Here is a 16,352-nt window from a genome sequence, read left to right as displayed (position 1 = left end):
CCCGCGCAGAGGGTGGTGGGATAGGCTGTTGGCGTGAGTTCTGAAATCGAAATCGGCAAAGGCAAGCGCGGCCGTCGCGCCTATTCGCTCGACGACATCGCCATCGTCCCCGCTCGGCGCACCCGCGATCCCGAAGACGTGTCCCTGAACTGGCAGATCGACGCCTACCAGTTCGAGCTGCCGTTCATCGGCGCCCCGATGGACTCGGCCATGTCGCCGGAGACCGTCATCGCCCTCGGCCGCTTCGGTGGTCTCGGCGTACTCGACCTCGAAGGCCTGTGGACCCGGTACGAGGACCCCACCCCGCTGCTGGCCGAGATCGCCCAGCTGCCGGCTGAGATGGCGACCTCACGGATGCAGGAACTCTACTCCGCACCCATCCAGGCCGAACTCATCACCGCCCGCCTCGAGCAGATCCGTGAGGCCGGAGTCACCGTCGCCGGAGCACTGACCCCACAACGGACCCAGCAGTTCTACAAGACCGTCATCGATGCCGGCGTCGACATCTTCGTCATCCGCGGCACCACCGTCTCGGCCGAACACGTCTCGACTCACACCGAACCGCTCAACCTCAAGCAGTTCATCTACGAACTCGACGTGCCCGTCATCGTCGGCGGCGCCGCCACCTACACCGCGGCCCTGCACCTCATGCGCACCGGTGCCGCCGGCGTCCTCGTCGGCTTCGGCGGGGGAGCGGCTGCCACGACCCGCAAAACTCTGGGCATCCACGCCCCGATGGCCACGGCCGTCGCCGACGTCCACGCCGCCCGCCGGGACTACATGGACGAATCCGGCGGCCGCTATGTCCACGTCATCGCCGACGGCGGACTGGGCACCAGCGGCGACATCGTCAAGGCCTTCGGCGTCGGAGCCGACGCCGTCATGCTCGGCACCGCCCTGGCCCGGTCGACCGAGGCTCCGGGCCGCGGCATGCACTGGGGCGCCGAGGCTCACCACCCGGAGCTGCCGCGCGGCCACCGCGTGGAACTCGGCACCGTCGGCAGCCTCGAACAGGTGCTCTTCGGACCCGGCCGCACCGCGATCGGCGAACTCAACCTCGCCGGTGCCCTGCGTCGCGCCCTGGCCACCACCGGCTACCTCGACCTCAAGGAATTCCAACGCGTCGACGTCACCGTCTCGCCCTACCAGACCGGAACGGTGGTCTGATCTGTTCCGCCTGGCACTGACCCCCAAATGGCTGGGGTCCCTGCTCCTCGTCCTGGTGCTCGTCACCTGCTTCGTCGGTCTCTCGGCGTGGCAGGTCAACCGCGCCCAGCACAAGAACGACGTCGAGGAGTCCTCCGAGGTCGAGAAGCTCAAGGACTTCAACGACGTCATGGACGCCCAGGCCCCGATGCCCGGCATCCTCGCCGATCAGCGGGTCAGCCTGTCCGGGCACTGGCTGCCCGAGGACCAGGTCGTCGTCCCCGGCCGCGTCCAGGACGGCAAGGACGGGTACTGGGTGGTCACGATGTTCGCCCCCGACGGGGCCCACCTCGGCGAGGGCATCAAAGCGACGGATGCCGATGAGAAGACGATCGCGATCCCCGTCGTGCGTGGTTTCACCACCGACGCCGAGGCGGCCGCGAAGTCCCGTGCCGGTGAGGGCAAGGTCGATCTGACCGCCCGCATCGGACCGATCGAGGGCCCCGAACCGGGCAATGATCTGCCCGATGGTCAGGTGCGCACCGTGTCGACCTCGCAGCTGATCAACATGTTCCCCGACCTGCTCACATATTCGGGGTTCCTCATCCCCGAGACCGCCAGCGGGGCCGCCGCCTCGGTCGGCACCGACGGTCTGGCCCAGGTCCCGCCGACGACGACCCGCGACGAAGGCGGATTCGATCTGAAGTCGGCGGTCTACGCGGTCGAATGGCTGATCTTCGCCGCGATGTCCCTCTACATGTGGTTCCAGCTGCTGCGCGATGACTTCCTCAAGCGCCGCCTCGGCGAGGATTCCCAGGATCCGGAGAACCCGGTCGAGTATGTTGTCGTCAAGGCCGCCGGCCGATCGACCATCGACCCCGAGGTGATGTCGGGCATGACCGGGCTCCCGGCCCACCGCCACGGTGGCAAGAAGCCCGCCAAATCGGCCAAGCGCGGCGGCCGCACCGCCGACACCTCGACAGGCATCGACACCTCGACAGGCGCCGGAGATTCCACAGACACTGGCACCGACAGCACCACCACCGACAACCGCACGACCGGAGGAAACTCATCGTGAGCGACGACCGCGAGTCCTTGGACGCCCGCCCCGACTTCGACGAGAGCAACGTATGGAGCGTCAAACGCTTCACCTCGGCACGCAATGCGCTGAAGTTCTACCGCGTGATGGCCCTCATCACCGGCACCATGCTGCTCATCCTCACGGTCGAGATGATCTACAAATACCTCATCGCCGCCGACTCCGAGACCGCCCTGAACTTCGGCGGCTTCAACCTCGCCGCGGCCATCGCGATCTGCCACGGCTGGTGCTACGTCGTCTACCTCATCGGCTGCTTCTGGCTCAATCAGCAGATGCGCTGGAGCCTCGGCCGCTACCTCATCCTCGCGCTCGCCGGCGTCGTGCCGGTGATGTCGTTCATCCTCGAACGCCGCATCCACCGTCAGGTCGACGCCGAACTCGAAGCCGCCGTCGTCGTCGCCCCCAAGAGCTGAGAGCCCGTGGTCGGCCGGCGATTCACCTCGCCGAGGCGGTCCTGACCTTCCGTGCCCACCCTCGCCGAGGTGGCCCCGACCGGGCCGCAGACGTGGCCTGACCGTGGGGTGTGGCCCGAATTCGGGCGACGCGTCACCGGCGCATAGAATTGGACCATGACGCAATCCCAGTCCACGCAGGTGCCCCCTGTCCTCGTCGTCGATTTCGGCGCCCAGTATGCCCAGCTCATCGCTCGCCGCATCCGCGAGGCCGGCCTGTACTCGGAGATCATCGCCCATGATGCCCCGGCCGCCGAGTTCGCGGCGAAGAAGCCGGTGGCCATCGTGCTCTCCGGCGGACCCTCGAGCGTCAACGACGAGGGAGCACCGAGCTTCGACACGTCCGTGTTCGACCTCGGCATCCCGACCATGGGCATCTGCTACGGCTTCCAGCTCATGTCGGTAAGCCTCGGCGGACGTGTGGCGAAGACGAACAAGCGCGAATACGGTTCGACCCCACTGGCCGTGAGCGATCAGGGATCGCTCCTGGCCGACACCCCCGCCGCGTACAAGGTGTGGATGTCCCACGGTGACTCCGTCGCCGAGGCGCCCGCCGGCTTCGATGTCCTCGCCTCCACCCCCGACACCCCCGTGGCCGCCTTCGAATGCCCAGAGAAGAAGTTCGCCGGCGTGCAGTGGCACCCCGAGGTCCTCCACTCGGAGAACGGGCAGAAGATCCTCGAGAACTTCCTCTTCAACGTCGCCGGCCTCACCGCCGACTGGACGAACGAGTCTGTCATCGATGAGCAGGTCGAACTCATCCGCGCCCAGGTCGGAAACAAGAAGGTCATCTGCGCTCTGTCCGGCGGAGTCGACTCCTCGGTGGCCGCCGCACTCGTCCACAAGGCCATCGGCGACCAGCTCACCTGCGTCTTCGTCGACCACGGTCTGCTGCGTCAGGACGAGCGGAAACAGGTCGAGAACGACTACGTCGATTCGATCGGCGTCCGCCTCGTCACCGTCGATGCCCAGGAGCAGTTCCTGTCCCAGCTCGCCGGGGTCACCGACCCGGAGGAGAAGCGGAAGATCATCGGCCGCGAGTTCATCCGCACCTTCGAACAGGCTGCCTCCGACCTCGTCCTCGAAGCACAGGAAGGTGACGGCGAGGAGATCGCCTTCCTCGTCCAGGGCACCCTCTACCCCGACGTCGTCGAATCCGGCGGCGGATCGGGTACAGCGAACATCAAGAGCCACCACAACGTCGGCGGTCTGCCCGATGACATCCAGTTCGAGCTCATCGAACCCCTGCGCGCTCTGTTCAAGGATGAGGTCCGCGCCATCGGTCGTGAACTCGGCGTGCCTGAGGTCATCGTCTCGCGCCAGCCCTTCCCCGGACCGGGACTGGGCATCCGCATCATCGGTGAGGTCACCGAAGAGCGCCTCGACATCCTGCGCAAGGCCGACGCCATCGCCCGTGAAGAGCTGACGAAGGCAGGCCTCGACGGGGAGATCTGGCAGTGTCCGGTCGTCCTGCTCGCCGATGTCCGCTCCGTCGGCGTCCAGGGTGACGGCCGCACCTACGGCCACCCCGTCGTGCTGCGCCCTGTCTCGAGCGAGGACGCGATGACCGCCGACTGGACCCGGATTCCCTACGATGTGCTCTCCGTGATCTCGAACCGCATCACCAACGAAGTCGACGACATCAACCGAGTCGTCCTCGACGTCACCTCGAAGCCCCCGGGAACCATCGAATGGGAATGATCGTCTGCCCGCCGACCAGCTGAACCGTACCTCCCGCGCGGGGCAGCAGATGATCGGCACCGGCAGCGCCGAGGCGGCCACCGGAGCCCCCGAATTCCACTCCTGAACAGCGTTCAGTTACAGTGGTGGGGTGCCCGGGGTCGCCTCGGGCGCATCCGGACGCCGTTGGCCGGCGGACCGGATGGATCACGAACAACGGAGTACACATGTCTCAGGCACCCAGCACCGCCTCGGCGGGTCTCACTCGCCCCCGCTCTGCCGGCCGCGCCGGTGATATCGCGCTCATCGCGGTCTTCGCCGCCCTGCTCGCGGCGTTTGCGATGATGCCCCCGGTCCCCGTCGGCCCGGCCGGCGTGCCGATCACCCTGCAGACCTTCGCGATCGCGCTGTGCGGCCTGGTGCTCGGACCCTGGCGGGGCGCTGCCTCAACCCTGCTCTACGTGGTGCTCGGTCTGCTCGGACTGCCGATCTTCTCGGGTATGAGCGGCGGCATCGGCGTGCTCGCCGGCCCCAGTGCCGGCTACATCCTCTCCTTCACCCTCTACGCCCTGGTCGCCGGGCTCATCGCCCGCTGGGCCGTGCGCCGCTTCCGCGGCATGAGGCTCGGCATCGCCCTGTTCATCGGCGGATTCGCCGCGAGCCTGCTGCTCAATCACCCGCTGGGCATCCTCGGGATGTCGATCAACGCCGACCTGCCGCTGCGGGTCGCAGCCGTCGCCGATCTCGCCTACTGGCCCGGTGACATCATCAAGAACATCCTCGCCGCCTCGGTGGCCGTGCTCATCCATCGTGCGTTCCCCGATGTGCTGCGTCGCCGCGGGGTGAGCGTGGCTTCCGTGGGTGGCTCCGGTTCGGCCGCTTCGGGACCGGCGGATCCGGCTTCCGGGCGGTCCGTCGTCAACGGTGGGGCCGCCTCGGCGCCGGAGAAGGAATCGGACGCCAAGTGACCCGAGAGATCCGCTTCATCGACGTCGGCGTCGGAGTCCTCGACGAGGGACCCGACGGCGATGTCGTCCGGCCGATCCTCCAGGACGTCGGCTTCAACCTGACCGAGGACATCGTCGCTGTCATCGGAGCCAACGGTTCGGGCAAGTCGACCCTGCTGCAGCTATTCAACGGTCTGGTCACGGCGAATGCGGGTCAGGTCCTCATCGACGGCCTCGACCCGTATCGGGAGCCGGCGAAGGTGCGCTCCCGCGTCGGCTTCGTCTTCACCGATCCGGCCGCGCAGCTGGTCATGCCCACACCGATCGAGGACATCGAACTGTCTCTGCGCAAGTCGGTGCCCAAGGGGAAGCGACGGGCGGCTGCCCTGGCCGTGCTCGACGAGCTTGGCATCGCTGACCTGGGCGAACGCAGCGTCTACGAACTCTCCGGCGGGCAGCGGCAGCTCGTCGCGTTGGCGGCCGTGCTCGCCGTCGACCCGCAGATCCTCGTCCTCGACGAACCGACGACGCTGCTCGACCTGCGCAACCGAGAGCGGCTGCGGGTGCACCTGCGCGAGCTCGTCGCCCGGCGGGGAATGCGGATCGTGCTGACCACCCATGACCTGGAATTCGCGCAGATCGCCCAGCGTGCCCTCGTCGTCGAGGATGGCCGCATCGTTGCCGATGCCACCCCAGCCGAGGCGGTCGAGACCTACCGAGACCTCATCATGAGCGATACGCCATGAGCGGGGACTTCCACGGTTCCGGTGAAAGGGCGGGCGTCGGTAGGGCCGCCGGTCACGGCGTCGGCCGCGCCGCCGGCAGCGTCAGAGGCCCTGCCTCGGCGACGTGGCGGAAGAACGCGGGCATGGAACCGCGCCCGCAGCTCTTCGGCAAGGTCGCGCCCACCCGCGGATGGCTGCACTCGGTCCCGACCGGGGTGAAGCTCGCACTCATCGCAGCGATCGGCATCGTTGCGCTCATCTTCCGCGATCCCGTGATCAACTGGTCGATGTTCGCAGTCCTCGTCGTCATCGGTTTCACGGCGCGCCTGCGCGTCACGTACTTCCTGCGCACGTGGCTCTACGTCGCCGTGCTGGTGGCCATCGTCATGACCCTGCAGTTCTTCTTCGGGTCACTGCAGTCGGGTCTGGCTGTCGGCGGCACCGTATTCGCCTGCGTGCAGGCGGCTCTGCTGCTGACGTTGACGACGTCGGTCGCGCAGCTGCTCGACACCTTCACCGTGATCGTGTCTCCGCTGCGCTTCTTCGGCGCCAACACGGAGGCGATCGCACTGACGGCGAGCCTCATGGTGCGGGCGATCTCGCACATCTCTGGGCTGTTGGGGGAGGCCGAGCGGGCTGCCCGCGCCCGTGGTCTCGATTCGAGCATCAAGGCTCGGGTGGTGCCGGCGATCCTGCGATCGGTGAAGTACGCGCAGGACACGGGGCGAGCACTCGACGCCCGCGGCATCGTGGACTGAGGGCATGGGCGCGATCCGTCTGGTCGTCGGCAGTGCAGTTGTTTGCTCTGGGGCAGACAGGGACCCGTGATCCCCTGTGCTAGATGCGTTCACTGCGGGGAGGGGGCGCGTTGTCCTCTGGAGGCCAGAGGAGACCGACTCGAATCAGCGCAACGAGATGGCGAAGTACGAAACGAAGTCGTTGCCACGAAGCGAAGAGGGTGTGGACGATGGCTGACCATGACGACCTACGAAACCGCATCGAGCACGTGCTCCACCGCGCCGCCGGGTGGACTGCGCTGACACCACGTAAACAATCATCGACGCTCTGGGGCCCAAGAGGCAGACGGTCACCGTGTGGGAGGGAGACGGGGCTGAGGCGCATTACGCGTCGTGAAGCGCATCGTTGGACGGGGGAGTCGCGATGAGTAACCAGCGGCGACATGAAGCCCAAGAGATCATCATCAATTCTGTTACACAACTGCGATAGTTGCCACCTGTTGGTCACAGGTGACAATGAGCCTCACCGGGGAGTCCCTTGTAGCGAAGGGGCAGGAAGGTTCCAGGGCTGGGCGCAGGCCGAGATGGCACCGCCAAAGGGATATAAACTGGCAACCCCGCCCACGAAGAAGAAATACGGAACGACGGAATGGGTGGCGTGCGGCGACAAAAGCGATCCGCAATCTTCGAACATGGAAGTGAGCGAAGAGATAGTTGTCACCTTCGCCCCAATCGACTGAAATGGACCGAAATGAGAGCTCACGAAACAGTTCATTCCGAGTGCTCCTACCAAGATGACGCGCCAACGTACAGAGTCAACTTTTGGGAACGCGATGGAACGACCGCCTGGAACCTCCAGGCTTTCGTCCTCTCCGACGTGGATAACGTGCAGGAAGCCTTGGGCTGGGTAAAGAGACACGAGAGCGGGCGCCTTGCTGAGTTGTTCGTCGAAATCGACAATGAAGAAATTCATCCGTTCGGCACCCCGCGGAAAACTGATCTGATTCGTCTGTACGGTTTCGACCCGAACTAGGGCTCAGAGCCCGCCACGTTCAGGGCCCACAGTTGACAAGCACTGGTCGCATTGTTTGACAGGGCGGCCCGTACCGAATCGTACGGGCCGCCCTATTCTTTTCTCCAGTGCCGCCCTTGGTAACTCCGCCGTGCGTGGGCGCAAGCTACGAACATGATCGTCACACTTGTCAGTGACTTCGGGCTGGAACGCATAGGTGCCTCCGTCAATTGCTCAGCTTGCTCCGCATTCGGCTACTGACACTGTGGCACCCTCTACGTTATCCGTGCCGCCGCACCAAGTAGCCTCAACCTCCAGACCCACGACCACCTATATGCGGCCCGGGTTGGGGCGCTTGAGGGCAAGCAGTCCGTGAGTATGAGGCAGTCCCTGGCTACTTGTGCAAAAACCAAGGTGCCGACCGCTCTGGGGCCGGGACTGTCCGGTAGCCGGGGAGTACGATGATGCTTCTCTCTCATGAGATCCGCGTAGATCGGAGCCGACATCGGATCAGCCTGTGGTACTGGTTCGGTCTCAGTGAGCACTGCTCCCTGACTCGGCTGACTATTCGGGGTCATGACACTGCAGTTTTGCAGGTCCCTGCGGTCGGGGCAGGCCGTCGGCGGAACCGTGTTCGCCTGTGTGCAAGCAGCGCTGCTGCTGACGTTGACGACGACGGTCGCGCAGCTGCTCGACACCTTCACCGTGATCGTGTCTCCGCTGCGCTTCTTCGGCGCCAACACGGAGGCGATCGCACTGACGGCGAGCCTCATGGTGCGGGCGATCTCGCACATCTCTGGGCTGTTGGGGGAGGCCGAGCGGGCCGCCCGCGCCCGTGGTCTCGATTCGAGCATCAAGGCTCGGGTGGTGCCGGCGATCCTGCGATCGGTGAAGTACGCGCAGGACACGGGGCGAGCACTCGACGCCCGCGGCATCGTGGACTGAGGTCATTGTCCGCCGCGACTGATTCCGTCTGACCGTGGCTTGATTCTCAGCAGCTCCGTTCCGTGTCATGGGCGACCCGTAGAGTGCTGGCACGTCATCGGATCAAAGCAATGTTGCTGGATGACAGCCCGGATGAAAGCGGAGACATGTCGAGCCCAAGCCTACGGTCGCCTGTACTGGAGAGGTTCTACCTCGCCGCGTCCCCGAACCCGATCGCGTTCGTCGACGAGTCGATGCGGCAGCCGACCAGTGTGGGGGAGGGCCCGGCAGGTGAGGAGGTTTCGTTCTATCAGATGGCCGCTGTCATCTTCTCTCACGCTCGCTTGGATGCCATTCGCGAGCGACTGGTGGACTTAGCCGGCAGTACGTATTGGCATACGAACAAGAAGTTCCGCGGAACTCTCGCCGACCGCGGTGACATCGTGGACATGGTCGAAGTGATCACTCAGGTATCAGAGTGGAATGTCATTGCTGTGAAGCTGCCGTTGGCGGGCAGCTCCCAAGGCGATATTGCTCGGGCCAGGGCACTGTGTCTGGACCGGCTCGTCCGTCACCTCACTAGCGGTACCGGAGAGGAGGCTGTTCGCGGGATCGTCGCGGACAACAATAGGGACCACAGGCTCAACGGCGCTGATGAGCGGGTAGTCGACAGATTGCGGAGGTCGGGTGCGATTCACCCTGATGTCGCGTTCACCCACGGGCGGATGGGCGACGAACCGCTGCTGTGGTCTGCGGACGTAGTCTCGTGGGCGGTGCAGCGCAACATCGCGCGTGATGACGGGAGGTTCATCTTGCCAGCTGTGAACGAGGGCAGATTGACGGTGATCGATGCTGTCGACGGAAAGCTCTTGAATATGAAGCACCCCCTGGGTGCTTCCGCATTCGCCAGGGGGCCGTCTTCCCAAAGGCCGGGATTATCCGGTAGCCCGGGGCATGACGTTGCTTCACCAACGGTACCAGCGCGTTTTGCGGTCGACAACGGAGAGCTGTTTGTGCCCGGGCAGTCGGTGGCCCGCGATCTGCTGCGCCGGATTCGTTCTCGGAGGGAGGCAGCTCGGAAGGGGCGGGTGGTCTTCGATGTTCATTCGGTTTCAGGAGGCATTGAGCCGTAACCCAGCGGACCATCCGGAGCAAGGAGTAGCCTCGTCGGAAGAGGGTCCGAACCTCTCGCGAACCGAAGGAGACATGATGACTGACGCTGATCGAACCGTCCTGCTGGCCATGGACTTTCAGAATGGTATCGCCGGGGACGAGGCCTTCACCTCCACCGGAGTCCTCGAACGCGCACGCGACGCCGTTGCCGCCGCACGCGGGCACGACATTCCAGTGGTGTGGGTGCGGGTGGCGCTGCGCGAGGGCCAACCGGAGCTGGCCGCGACCGCATCATTCGCGCAGATCGCCGCGCACGGGGATCTCGATGAGGCCCATGCCTCGACGAGCATTCATGAGACGCTCGACCGGCATCAGGGTGAGCCGATCGTGACGAAGCGGCGCATCAGCGCGTTCACCGGCAGTGACCTCGAGGTGCTACTGCGCGGGTACGGGGCCTCCTCCTTGGTGCTGACCGGAGTCGCCACAAGCGGGGTCGTGCTCTCAACCGTGCGACAGGCCGCGGACCTCGACTTCGAACTCACCGTGCTTGCCGATGCCTGTGCCGACCGCGACCCCGAGGTCCATCGGCTGCTCACCGAAAAGGTGTTCCCGAAACAGGCGACTGTGACGACTGTCCAGGACTGGATCGCCAGCCTCGGCTGACGTACGTTCCTGCTGCTGCACTGAGGTCGGCGCCTCACTCGCCGACCGCTTGCGCTGGCGACAACCGCTCACCGCACAACGTCGCTAACGTGAGCGGTCGGCGGAAGGCAGAGGGGGAGCGGCGGAATACCGGGTCAGAAGGGCAGGGTGTCCTCGAGGCGGGAGTTGACCATCGACGCGAACCCGCGTCCGAGCACCTGCGGCGCCGGATTCTCGATCGCCCTCGAGTAGTGGCCCACGAGCTGCGAGCACACGCTTTTCCAGCTCCGTGACTGCACCTGTTCACGCCCGGCCACGCCGAAGGCCCGACGCTTCGCCTCGTCACCGAGCAGGTCGACGGCGTGCGCACGCATGGCACCGAGATCCTTCGGGGTGTACAGCCAACCGGTGCGGGAAGAGTCGACGAGGTCGAGCGGTCCGCCGCGAGCTGGGGCGATGACGGGAACCTCGGAGGCCATGGCCTCCTGGATCGTCTGGCAGAAGGTCTCGAGTTCGCCGGGAGCGACCATGACATCGAAGCTGGCGACCGCCTGCGCCAAGGCGTCCCCGCCGAGGAACCCGGTGAAGTGAGCATTCGGCATCGACCGTTCCAGACGCGTCCGCCACGGTCCGTCGCCGACGATGACGACCTTGGTTCCGGGCAGATCGGTGAGCACCGCGAGATCGTCGACCTGCTTCTCCGCCGCCAGCCGGCCGACGAAGCCGATGATCTTCTCCCCGTTCGGGGCCACGGATCGGCGCCACGCCTCGGAACGATGACCGGGGTCGAAGCGGGAGGAATCGACCCCACGGGCCCACAGGGCCACCTCGTCGACACCGAGTCCCTCCAGCTGATCGATTGTGTAGCTCGACGGTGCGAGCGTGAGCGAGGAATGCTGGTGGATGTTGCGGACGTGGTTCCACAGCATCGCCTCGATGCCGTGCATGCCGTAGCGGGCAGCGTAGGCAGGCACCTCGGTCTGGTAGATCGCGACGGTCGGGAGGTTGAGCGTCTGCGCGGCGAGCACCCCGCGCCAGCCGAGCACGAAAGGGCTGGCGAGGTGGACGACGTCGGGGGCGAAGCGCTGCAGGAGCCGGCGGATGCGGGTCACCCCGCCCGGGGCGACGCGGATGCGCCGGTATTTCGGCAAGGCGATCGAGGGAACCCTGACGATGCGGGCACCGGCGACCTCCTTCGGACCGTCCCTGCGAGTGCCCGGGGCGATGACGAGGACCTCGTCGCCACGGTCGGCCAGATGGTCGAGGACCCGCAGGAGTGAGTGGGTGACCCCATTCATATTGGGGAGGAAGGATTCTGCAATGATCGCTACTCTCACGTTTCCCAGCCAAGACCTCTTCGGTGACCAAAGCGTGACCCGAAGGCGACGCGTCGGCGACTTCTGGCCGAAATCGACCGCAGGCAGTACACCTGAGTGTCCACGTAGTGTCCCTTTCGCGACGAGTCTGAACCCCGCGTAAACTGAGGTGTCGGAAAAGCTCGGTTGTGCACGCATCATCCGAGAAGAACACAGGCGAGGGGAGTGGCCGTGGGCTGGTACATCGTCGGCGGGTGCGTCCTCGCCGCCCTGGTCGTCATGTTCGTCGTCCTCACGGTGCTGCGCTTCAACCAACTGTCTATGGCACGGTCGCTGTGCGATGAGGCCAAGCGCCAGCTCATCGGCGAGATCCGCGCCCGCCATGCCCTCGTGCCCGCCTATATCGGCACACTCCAGCAGATCGCCGGACAGGATCTGTCCCGGCTCGAACTCGCGCTCGCCTCGGCCGAACGCGCCCCCTTCGACCACCGCGGTGCCGCCGCCGAGAACGCTCTGACCGCTGCCGTCAACGATGCCGCGCTCATCCCGTCGGCGCGGACGGAGAAGTCGCTGTCCTCGGACTTCGCCCGTTCGCAGACCGCGGCGGTCAATGAGGAGATCGACACGACGATCGGTCTCCTGCACGGTCAGCTGCAGGTGCTCACCGAGCGGATCCTCGCGGGTGCTCGGTTCTATAACACGAACGTCGAACGCTATCACCGGCAGCGGATGCGTCCGATCTCCCGCCTGTTCCAGGGCGTCTTCCGGGCCCGCGAGCCGTTCACCGAGGTGGCCGACGACGAGGGCAGCACCACCTCGGCGAAGGTCGTCTCGTGACTCGATTCCGCATCGACCTAGGCTACCAGGGCACGGATTTCCACGGCTGGGGGAAGCAGCCGGGCCTGCGCACCGTGCAGGACGCCGTCGAATCCGGGCTCGCCCGCATCACCGGCACCGAGGTGGCCACCGTCGTCGCCGGCCGCACCGACGCCGGCGTCCACGCCCGCCGGCAGGTCGTCCACATCGACCTGGACGAGGCCGCCGTCGACAAGCTCGTCGGGCGGTCGAATCGCCTCGCCGGGGTGGCCCTGCTCTCACGTCTGCGCGGAGTCCTCGCCGCCGGGGACTTCCCCGATATCGTCATCCACGCCGTGGCCGAGGTGCCCGAGACCTTCGACGCCAGGTTCTCCGCACTGTGGCGGTCCTATCAGTACCGACTCGCCGACCACCGGTCGTTCATCGACCCTCTGCTCACCGCCGTGACTCCCCGGCACAAGGGCGAACTCGACGCCGAGTCCATGGCCGAAGCCGCTGCTGAGGTCCACGGTCTGCACGACTTCCTGCCCTTCTGCAAACCGCGTGAGGGCGCCACGACGATCCGCACCCTCTACGAGCTGAGCGTCGAACGCGATCAGGACGCGGTCATCGTCATCGACCTGCGCGCCGACGCCTTCTGCCATCACATGGTCCGCGCCCTGGTCGGCGGGCTGATCAAAGTCGGGTCGGGCAGCTGGCCGGTCACCCGGCCGGCCGAACTCATCGCCGAGGCGGACGCCGGGATCACCCCGGACGTGCCCATGTTCGTCACGTCCGCCGAAGGGCTCGTCCTCACCGAGGTCGGGTACCCCGCACCCGAGGACTACGCTGCTCGCGCTTCACAGACGATGGCCCGCCGCGACCAGGAATGATCGGGGTGTGATCGTCCGGATCGGTTGATCGATGTCAGCAATATGGGAGAATTCCTCTTCCCAGTTGTGAGAATCCTGTGTAGATTCACATTAAGGTAACTCACAGTTCGCATTGACACTGCAGGATGGAATCCGGCTTCATCTCCACAAGCACGGTTGATGTGCGCCCGACTTGACGATCGAAGGAACCGAATACATGTCGAAACTTGTGACCAAAGTGCTGGCCACGGGTGCTGCGGTGTCGATGCTGACACTGCCGGGACTCGCGCCGGTCGTCGCGGCGCCCAGCCTGGGAAACGGAGACTCGACTGAAGACAGCGCAGCGTCCTCGAGCGATTCGGCTCCGGCGAACACAGGCGAGTCATCGCGCGACTCGTCCGGCGGCAGCACGCCCGCGACGTCGGAGAGTCCCGCCGACGACGCGCAGGACTCCGACAGCGATGCCCAGTCTGCGCCCGAAGGCACCAAGGTCCAGCTGCTCAACATCACCGACTTCCACGGACGCATCTCCGAGTCAGGCACGCAGGTCGCTTCGGTGGTCGAGGAAGAGCGCGCCGACTTCGGCACCGGCGGCGACAACGCGGGCACTGCGATGCTGTCGACCGGTGACAACATCGGCGCCTCCACCTATACCTCGTCGTCACAGAACGATTCGCCCACCCTCGACGTCCTCAACGCGATCGGCGTGCAGGCCGCGGCTGTGGGCAACCACGAATTCGACAAAGGCCTCGACGACCTCACCGGACGCGTGAGCGACGAAGCCGATTTCCCGTACTCGGCGGCCAATGTCTATGACAAAGGAACAGAGAACGTCGTCGACGGACTCGACGAATACTCCGTCATCGACGTCGGCGGTGTGAAGATCGCCGTCATCGGAGTCGTCACCCGGGACACCGCCTCGCTGGTCTCTCCTGACGGCATCGCCGACATCGACTTCGGCGACCCCACGGACGCCGTCAACCGCGTCGCCGAGGACATCGAAGCACTGCCTGACGAGGAACGACCGGACATGACCGTCGTCGAGGCCCACCTCGGCGCCACGAACACGGAGAGCCTCGAGGACGCGGAAGCCTCGAACGCCGAATTCAAGAAGCTCGTCACCGAGACTGATGCCTCGGTCGACGCGATGTTCACCGGTCACACCCACCTGCCCTATGCCTTCGAAGCACCGGTCCCCGGGGAGCCCGATCGCACCCGTCCCGTCATCGAAGCCGGCAGCTACGGCGAATATGTCGGTCGGGTGACGATGCGCTCCGACGGCAACGGCGATTGGCAGGCCGACGGACTCGACCTCATCGAGACCGAGGACAAGAGCTACGACTCCGCAGTCGTCGACGAGGTCGCCGAAATCGTCAGCGCCGCCGAAGACAAGGCGAAGGAACTCGGTTCCGAGGTCTCCGGCACGATCAGTGAGGACATCACGCGTGCGAAGAAGGACGGCGAGGAAGACCGCGGTGCCGAATCCACGCTGGGCAACCTCGTTGCGGATGCACTCAAGGAAGGTGTCGAGGAGACCCAGCTGGAGGAGGCCGACTTCGGGATCACGAACCCCGGCGGTCTGCGCACCGACCTGCTCTGCGATGAGATCTACAACACCGAGGACGAGTGCGAAGTCACCGTCGCGGAGCTCAACAGTGTGCTGCCGTTCGCCAACGACCACGGCGTCGTGACGATGAAGGGCGAAGACGTCATCGGTCTCTTCGAGGAGCAGTGGCAGCCTGAGGATGCCTCGCGGGCATTCCTGCACCTGGGCATCTCCGATGACCTCGACGTCGTCTACGATTCGAACGCGAACCAGGGCGAACACGTGAAGTCGGTCAAGGTCGACGGCGAAGAGATCGACCCGGACAAGGAGTACCGGGTCGCGACGCTGAGCTTCCTCGCCGCCGGTGGTGACAACTTCTTCTCGTTCGCCGAAGGCGACTTCGAACAGTCCGGTCTCACCGACTTCGAGACCTGGGAGAACTACTTCAACAAACATCAGGACGAGGGCAAGGACGTCACCCCGGACAAGAACGAACGCCAGGCCGATGCGGCCAAGGACGTCATCGACAGCGGCGATCTCACCGCAGAGCTGACCGGCCCGAAGGCCGTCAACCCCGGTGAGAGTGCCGACTTCGTCCTCAAAACGGACGCGAAGTCGAAGGTGGCAGGTCCGGTCGATGTCACCGTCGATCTGCCGGACGGATACACCGCCGAGGCTGTCGAGAAGTCCTCGACCCAGTCGGCTTCCGCTGACGCTCCCGAGGTCAGTGCCGAGGCCGAGAACGCGAAGACGATCACGCTCGATTCGATCCCGGCAGGGAAGTCCGAGACTCCCGTGACCGTGACGGCGCCGAAGGACGCTTCCGGCAAGGTGACCGTCAAGGTCAGCCTGCAGGCGAATGCCGAGGGCCCTTGGTGGGATGACAACCCGTTGCCGCTGGCGCATCAGTTCGAGGCCGAAGCTGCGGTCGGCGACGACGCGAATGCCTCCGCAGGTGACGACGGGTCGGCCGACGGCGGTGCTGCTGACGGTGGTGCCGACGGCGGCAATGCCGATGGTGGCGACAGTGCGGCCGGCGGTGCGGACGGCGGTGCGGACGGTTCATCCGCGGCCGACGGGGCGAGTGCCGACGCTGATGGTGCGAACGCCTCGGCCGAGGGCGGTTCTGCTGACGGCTCTGGTTCGGATGCGAACGGTTCGAAGGACGGCGGCGATCTGCCGCGCACCGGCTTCGAGACCTTCAACATCGTCGCTGCGGCTCTGGCGCTCATCGTCGCCGGCGGCACAGCGGTCACGCTCGTCCGTCGTCGGAAGATCAACAGCTGACACCGACAGCTGACGCTGACGTTGCCGAGCATCCCTCACCGGCAGCGACACGTCCTCAT

The 16,352-nt window shown here is 65.7% G+C and carries 15 protein-coding genes; 13 read left to right on the top strand and 2 right to left on the bottom strand.

The genetic code is table 11. The annotated features are described in order from the left end of the window. Positions 1-33: 33 nt before the first annotated feature. The 7 genes from GUY23_RS13875 (at position 34) to GUY23_RS13845 (ending at position 6,807) form a co-directional block, all read left to right on the top strand. Positions 34-1,167: a GuaB3 family IMP dehydrogenase-related protein gene (locus GUY23_RS13875; RefSeq protein WP_166973221.1), complete on the top strand. Its 1,134-nt coding sequence runs from the start codon at positions 34-36 to the stop codon at positions 1,165-1,167. Positions 1,168-1,222: 55 nt separating this feature from the next. Then, positions 1,223-2,224, top strand: a complete 1,002-nt coding sequence (locus GUY23_RS13870) for an SURF1 family protein (RefSeq protein WP_228282351.1) — start codon at positions 1,223-1,225, stop codon at positions 2,222-2,224. Further along, complete coding sequence (locus tag GUY23_RS13865; protein ID WP_166973219.1) at positions 2,221-2,658, top strand: DUF3817 domain-containing protein; 438 nt, start codon at positions 2,221-2,223, stop codon at positions 2,656-2,658. Before GUY23_RS13870 ends, GUY23_RS13865 begins: the two co-directional genes overlap by 4 nt. A 156-nt stretch (positions 2,659-2,814) precedes the next feature. Continuing rightward, positions 2,815-4,398: a glutamine-hydrolyzing GMP synthase gene (gene guaA, locus GUY23_RS13860; protein ID WP_166973217.1), complete on the top strand. Its 1,584-nt coding sequence runs from the start codon at positions 2,815-2,817 to the stop codon at positions 4,396-4,398. A gap of 206 nt (positions 4,399-4,604) precedes the next feature. Then, a complete protein-coding gene (locus GUY23_RS13855; RefSeq protein WP_166973215.1) occupies positions 4,605-5,345 on the top strand; it encodes a biotin transporter BioY in 741 nt (246 codons plus the stop codon). Next, positions 5,342-6,070 (top strand): energy-coupling factor ABC transporter ATP-binding protein, encoded by a 729-nt coding sequence (locus GUY23_RS13850; RefSeq protein ID WP_228282349.1) that lies wholly within the window; start codon positions 5,342-5,344, stop codon positions 6,068-6,070. The genes GUY23_RS13855 and GUY23_RS13850 overlap by 4 nt, the downstream gene beginning before the upstream one ends. Then, positions 6,067-6,807, top strand: coding sequence for an energy-coupling factor transporter transmembrane component T family protein (locus GUY23_RS13845; protein ID WP_228282348.1), 741 nt, complete (start codon positions 6,067-6,069; stop codon positions 6,805-6,807). Before GUY23_RS13850 ends, GUY23_RS13845 begins: the two co-directional genes overlap by 4 nt. 502 nt (positions 6,808-7,309) lie before the next feature. Here the strand turns inward: GUY23_RS13845 and GUY23_RS13840 are convergent. Beyond that, positions 7,310-7,759, bottom strand: a complete 450-nt coding sequence (locus tag GUY23_RS13840) for a hypothetical protein (protein WP_166973213.1) — start codon at positions 7,757-7,759, stop codon at positions 7,310-7,312. Positions 7,760-8,374: 615 nt separating this feature from the next. On the opposite strand from GUY23_RS13840, the gene GUY23_RS13835 reads away from it, so the two are divergent. From GUY23_RS13835 to GUY23_RS13825, 3 genes are all read left to right on the top strand, one after another. After that, positions 8,375-8,743 carry a CbiQ family ECF transporter T component gene (locus GUY23_RS13835; protein WP_166973211.1) on the top strand — a complete coding sequence of 123 codons (369 nt, stop codon included), beginning with the start codon at positions 8,375-8,377 and terminating at the stop codon, positions 8,741-8,743. Positions 8,744-8,853: 110 nt separating this feature from the next. Beyond that, complete coding sequence (locus tag GUY23_RS13830; protein ID WP_166973209.1) at positions 8,854-9,855, top strand: hypothetical protein; 1,002 nt, start codon at positions 8,854-8,856, stop codon at positions 9,853-9,855. Between the two features lie 73 nt (positions 9,856-9,928). Then, entirely contained in the window at positions 9,929-10,498 is a 570-nt protein-coding gene (locus tag GUY23_RS13825; RefSeq protein ID WP_228282346.1) for a cysteine hydrolase family protein, read from the top strand. Positions 10,499-10,632: 134 nt separating this feature from the next. On the opposite strand, the gene GUY23_RS13820 is transcribed toward GUY23_RS13825, so the two are convergent. After that, a complete protein-coding gene (locus GUY23_RS13820) occupies positions 10,633-11,814 on the bottom strand; it encodes a glycosyltransferase family 4 protein (RefSeq protein ID WP_228282344.1) in 1,182 nt (393 codons plus the stop codon). Positions 11,815-12,024: 210 nt separating this feature from the next. Here GUY23_RS13820 and GUY23_RS13815 point away from each other — a divergent pair, with 210 nt between their 5' ends. The 3 genes from GUY23_RS13815 (at position 12,025) to GUY23_RS13805 (ending at position 16,293) form a co-directional block, all read left to right on the top strand. Continuing rightward, positions 12,025-12,630 (top strand): LemA family protein, encoded by a 606-nt coding sequence (locus tag GUY23_RS13815; RefSeq protein WP_166973207.1) that lies wholly within the window; start codon positions 12,025-12,027, stop codon positions 12,628-12,630. Further along, entirely contained in the window at positions 12,627-13,481 is an 855-nt protein-coding gene (truA, locus tag GUY23_RS13810) for a tRNA pseudouridine(38-40) synthase TruA (protein ID WP_166973205.1), read from the top strand. Before GUY23_RS13815 ends, truA begins: the two co-directional genes overlap by 4 nt. 196 nt (positions 13,482-13,677) lie before the next feature. Beyond that, positions 13,678-16,293: a bifunctional metallophosphatase/5'-nucleotidase gene (locus GUY23_RS13805; protein ID WP_166973203.1), complete on the top strand. Its 2,616-nt coding sequence runs from the start codon at positions 13,678-13,680 to the stop codon at positions 16,291-16,293. Positions 16,294-16,352: the final 59 nt, after the last annotated feature.

The organism is Brevibacterium atlanticum (assembly GCF_011617245.1).
Classification (GTDB): domain Bacteria; phylum Actinomycetota; class Actinomycetes; order Actinomycetales; family Brevibacteriaceae; genus Brevibacterium; species Brevibacterium atlanticum.
The sequence above is the reverse complement of the archived record's forward strand: the minus strand, read 5'-3'. Positions and strand labels throughout refer to the sequence as shown.

Coding starts and splice junctions, on each gene's coding strand:
- guaA (WP_166973217.1), top strand. CDS start 2,815: ATGACGCAATCCCAGTCCACGCAGGTGCCCCCTGTCCTCGTCGTCGAT.
- GUY23_RS13855 (WP_166973215.1), top strand. CDS start 4,605: ATGTCTCAGGCACCCAGCACCGCCTCGGCGGGTCTCACTCGCCCCCGC.
- GUY23_RS13845 (WP_228282348.1), top strand. CDS start 6,067: ATGAGCGGGGACTTCCACGGTTCCGGTGAAAGGGCGGGCGTCGGTAGG.
- GUY23_RS13840 (WP_166973213.1), bottom strand. CDS start 7,759: ATGAATTTCTTCATTGTCGATTTCGACGAACAACTCAGCAAGGCGCCC.
- GUY23_RS13835 (WP_166973211.1), top strand. CDS start 8,375: ATGACACTGCAGTTTTGCAGGTCCCTGCGGTCGGGGCAGGCCGTCGGC.
- GUY23_RS13830 (WP_166973209.1), top strand. CDS start 8,854: ATGTTGCTGGATGACAGCCCGGATGAAAGCGGAGACATGTCGAGCCCA.
- GUY23_RS13825 (WP_228282346.1), top strand. CDS start 9,929: ATGATGACTGACGCTGATCGAACCGTCCTGCTGGCCATGGACTTTCAG.
- GUY23_RS13805 (WP_166973203.1), top strand. CDS start 13,678: ATGTCGAAACTTGTGACCAAAGTGCTGGCCACGGGTGCTGCGGTGTCG.